The 3,322-nt window shown below is 42.6% G+C and carries 4 protein-coding genes; all 4 read left to right on the top strand.

Annotated elements, in window-relative coordinates; genetic code table 11:
* Positions 1–1,023 (top strand): ABC transporter substrate-binding protein (locus AC3LHT_RS09785; protein ID WP_488662756.1); only part of this gene is annotated, 1,023 nt, incomplete at its 5' end.
* Positions 1,024–1,073: 50 nt separating this feature from the next.
* Positions 1,074–1,940 carry a carbohydrate ABC transporter permease gene (locus AC3LHT_RS09780; RefSeq protein WP_290646118.1) on the top strand — a complete coding sequence of 289 codons (867 nt, stop codon included), beginning with the start codon at positions 1,074–1,076 and terminating at the stop codon, positions 1,938–1,940.
* 9 nt (positions 1,941–1,949) lie between these two features.
* Positions 1,950–2,789 (top strand): carbohydrate ABC transporter permease, encoded by an 840-nt coding sequence (locus AC3LHT_RS09775; RefSeq protein WP_290646116.1) that lies wholly within the window; start codon positions 1,950–1,952, stop codon positions 2,787–2,789.
* A gap of 86 nt (positions 2,790–2,875) precedes the next feature.
* A partial coding sequence (locus AC3LHT_RS09770) for a hypothetical protein (protein WP_488662755.1) occupies positions 2,876–3,322 on the top strand: 447 nt, incomplete at its 3' end.

Genomic DNA, 3,322 nt, shown 5'->3' with positions numbered 1-3,322 from the left:
GGTGGCATCGCCGTACCAGTTGGTGACCTTATGGCGAACGACCCGACCTTCGATCTTGGAAAATTCCTTCCTCAGGTGCTTAGTTATTATCGTGTCAACGGGAAGCTTTACTCGATGCCTTTTAATTCTTCAAACGCCATACTTTACTACAACAAAACTATTTTCAAAGAAGCAGGACTCGATCCTGACAAGCCACCGAGAACCTTTGAAGAATTCAAAGAAGCAGCCAGGACGATTACAAAGTATTACCAGGGAAATGTTGTTGGGTTCGGCTTTAACCTGCATTCTTGGTTCTTCGAACAACTCATGGCTGCCCAGTCAGCACCCATGTGTGATAACAACAACGGTAGAACCGGAAGACCGACAAAAGCTGTTTTCAACAATGAAGCAGGCCTTAAGATTTTCGAATGGCTTAATGACATGAAAAAAGAAGGCACAATGATTGAGACAAAAGTTGAAGACTGGACTGGCGCAAGAAACCTGTTCATATCTCAAAAAGCTGCCATGCTCTTATCCTCAACTTCCGACGTTGCACTTATGATGAATGCTTCAAAAGAAAACGGTTTTGAATTTGGTACAGCATTCCTGCCAACTCCCGCAGATGCCCCAGCTGGTGGCGCCGTTATAGGTGGAGGAAGTCTTTGGATTATTGGAGGCCATCCTGATAAGGAAATCCAGGCTGCATGGGAATTCGTTAAATTCATGGCTGATACAGAACAGCAAATTGAGTGGCATAAGGCAACGGGCTACTTCCCTGTAAGAAAAGATGCTGTTGAACAACTTCTCTTCTCGGGTTATTACGCTCAGTATCCAGATCACCTTACAGCACTTATGCAGCTTATGCTTTCTGAACAGAATTACAATGCGCGTGGAGCGATCATTGGCGCTTATCCTGAAATCAGGACCGCAGTTGAGCAGAACCTCGAGAAAATGTTCGGTGGAGAATTGACCCCGGCAGAAGCTTTGAAAAGAGCGGAAGAAGCTGCAACAAGAGCAATCAAAGAATATAACGAAGTTTATTAATACCTTCAGGGGCAGCTATGCTGCCCCTGCTTCATGCTGGAGGTGTGTCGATGAGAAAGCTGTACCCCTATCTCTTGCTTATACCCACCTTTGTCATCATTATCATGTTTATATATTATCCCGCGGGAAGCGCATTAAAACTAAGCCTTTATAAGACTTCACCTTTTGGGAACAGGACTATTTATGTCGGATTGAGAAACTTCCGTCAACTATTTGAGGATCCGGAGTATCTTTATGCGGTTCGTTTCACCCTCATTTATGTCTCTGTGAGTGTTGCTATAACGATCTTTATGTCTTTTATCATTGCTTACATGCTTACCAGAGGGGTTCCGGGAACACGCATCTATCGTACCTTTCTTTTTGCACCTTACGCGGTTTCCCCAGCAATAGCTGGGACACTCTGGACTTTTCTTCTAAATCCCGTTGTTGGGCATGTCAATTATTTTTTCGCGAAGTTATTTGGGATACAGGTGGCATGGCTGACTTCAAAGCCTTATGCTTTTTATGCTCTAATCTTTGCTACTGTCTGGAAAATGCTACCCTTTGATATGATCTTTTACATTGCAAGCATACAGGATGTGTCTCTGGATATTATTGAGGCATCAACACTGGATGGAGCCAATACCATGACACGTGTTTGGCGAATAATCTTTCCCCTTGTTTCACCCATAACCTTCTACTTGGTGATAATGAATATCGTTACTACTATGTTCTCTTCTTTTGCGATTGTCGATGTCATGACCTCTGGAGGTCCGGGTGGATATACAACCAATATGATATACAAGCTGTACTTGGACGCTTTCACATTCCAGAAGCGTGGACCAGCTGCTGCAGAGAGTATGATTATGTTTGCAATAATGCTTGTAGTAACCATCATATATTTCAGTTTTGCAGAGAGAAAAGTCCATTATCAGTGAGGTGTTTTCATGACTCGTTCTAGTAAAAAACGCTTGAATACAATTCTTATTGAAATAGTTCTCATCACAGTTTCTTTTATCTTTATTATGCCGATTATTCTAGCGATTACCATGAGCCTTCAACCGCCAGAGAGTGTCTTTTCTTTCCCGCCCAAATTCTTTCCCACGGCATTTCATTGGAAAAATTATGTTGACGCCTTTAACACGGTGCCCTTTGCCCGGCTTATCCTAAACAGCGCAATAATTGCGGTGATGATAACTGGGGGAAAAATCATTACAGGCACTCTCGCTGGATATGCTTTTGCGAATTTCAAATTCCGGGGAAGAAGTTTTGCCTTTTCTTTCCTCTTTGCAACGCTCTTCCTTCCTGCGGAAACTATTATGATTCTGCCCTTATTCAACTTGATGAACAAATTGGGCTGGGTTAATACTTATTGGGCAATGACTATTCCCTTCATGGCAAGTGCAACCAACACTTTTTTGTTCAGGCAGCATTTCATGTCTATACCCTCTTCACTTGAAGATTCGGCACGCATTGACGGAGCTGGACCCATGACATATTTTATAAAAATCCTTCTTCCGCTATCAAAAGCCATCATTGGTGGGGCAACCATTATCAACTTCGTGTATTCATGGAATATGTATCTGTGGCCACTCATTATCACAATGGAAGATAAGATGAAGACCGTACAGATAGGTGTCAGGATGCTCATATCAGCGGAATCCGCTAACAACTGGGGAATAATCATGGCGGGTACAATGATAGCGGTGCTCCCTACACTCTTGCTGTTTTTCACGTTGCAGGACCTCTTTGTTAGAAGCCTGGTACGCTCAGGAATAAAAGAATAATTTCCGGCTTTGCTTATAGAAAGCCCCTCTTCAAAAGAAGGGGGCTTTTTTCTTATTAAGGTATATAATTTTCAAGGGGTGGAATGATGAAATTCTTTTACATATTCTCGCTGTTACTTGTAGCAACAATGTTTTTTTCTATGGACTTCAATATACAAGCGAGTTTTGATCCGGAAAGTCTCACGATTACAGCTACCCTTTGCACCAAGAATAACATCAAAAGCTTTCTCCTTTTGCCTAATTACGCCTCAAAAGATAACCCGTACCTTCATGCCTTGTTTGAAGGTGCCTCAGGGTCTATGGATATTCTTTCGGTAACGGATGGGAAGGGTAACGAAATAGACTATACGCTGGAAACATACCCCGCCACACTCCTGGGCGATGAGACCCTTAGAAGAGATACTATGCTTCTAATAAATGAAGATGTGGATAAAGTGATCATCCATTTTAAGACACACATCAAGAGTGAACAACTACCAGAAGAGGGAGGTTACAATGATTTTATCCTGTACCGCTTCGGATGGTATCCCCTG

The organism is Kosmotoga sp., assembly GCF_982836095.1.
Note: the sequence above shows the minus strand (reverse complement) of the source record. Positions and strands in the feature narration are given on the sequence as shown.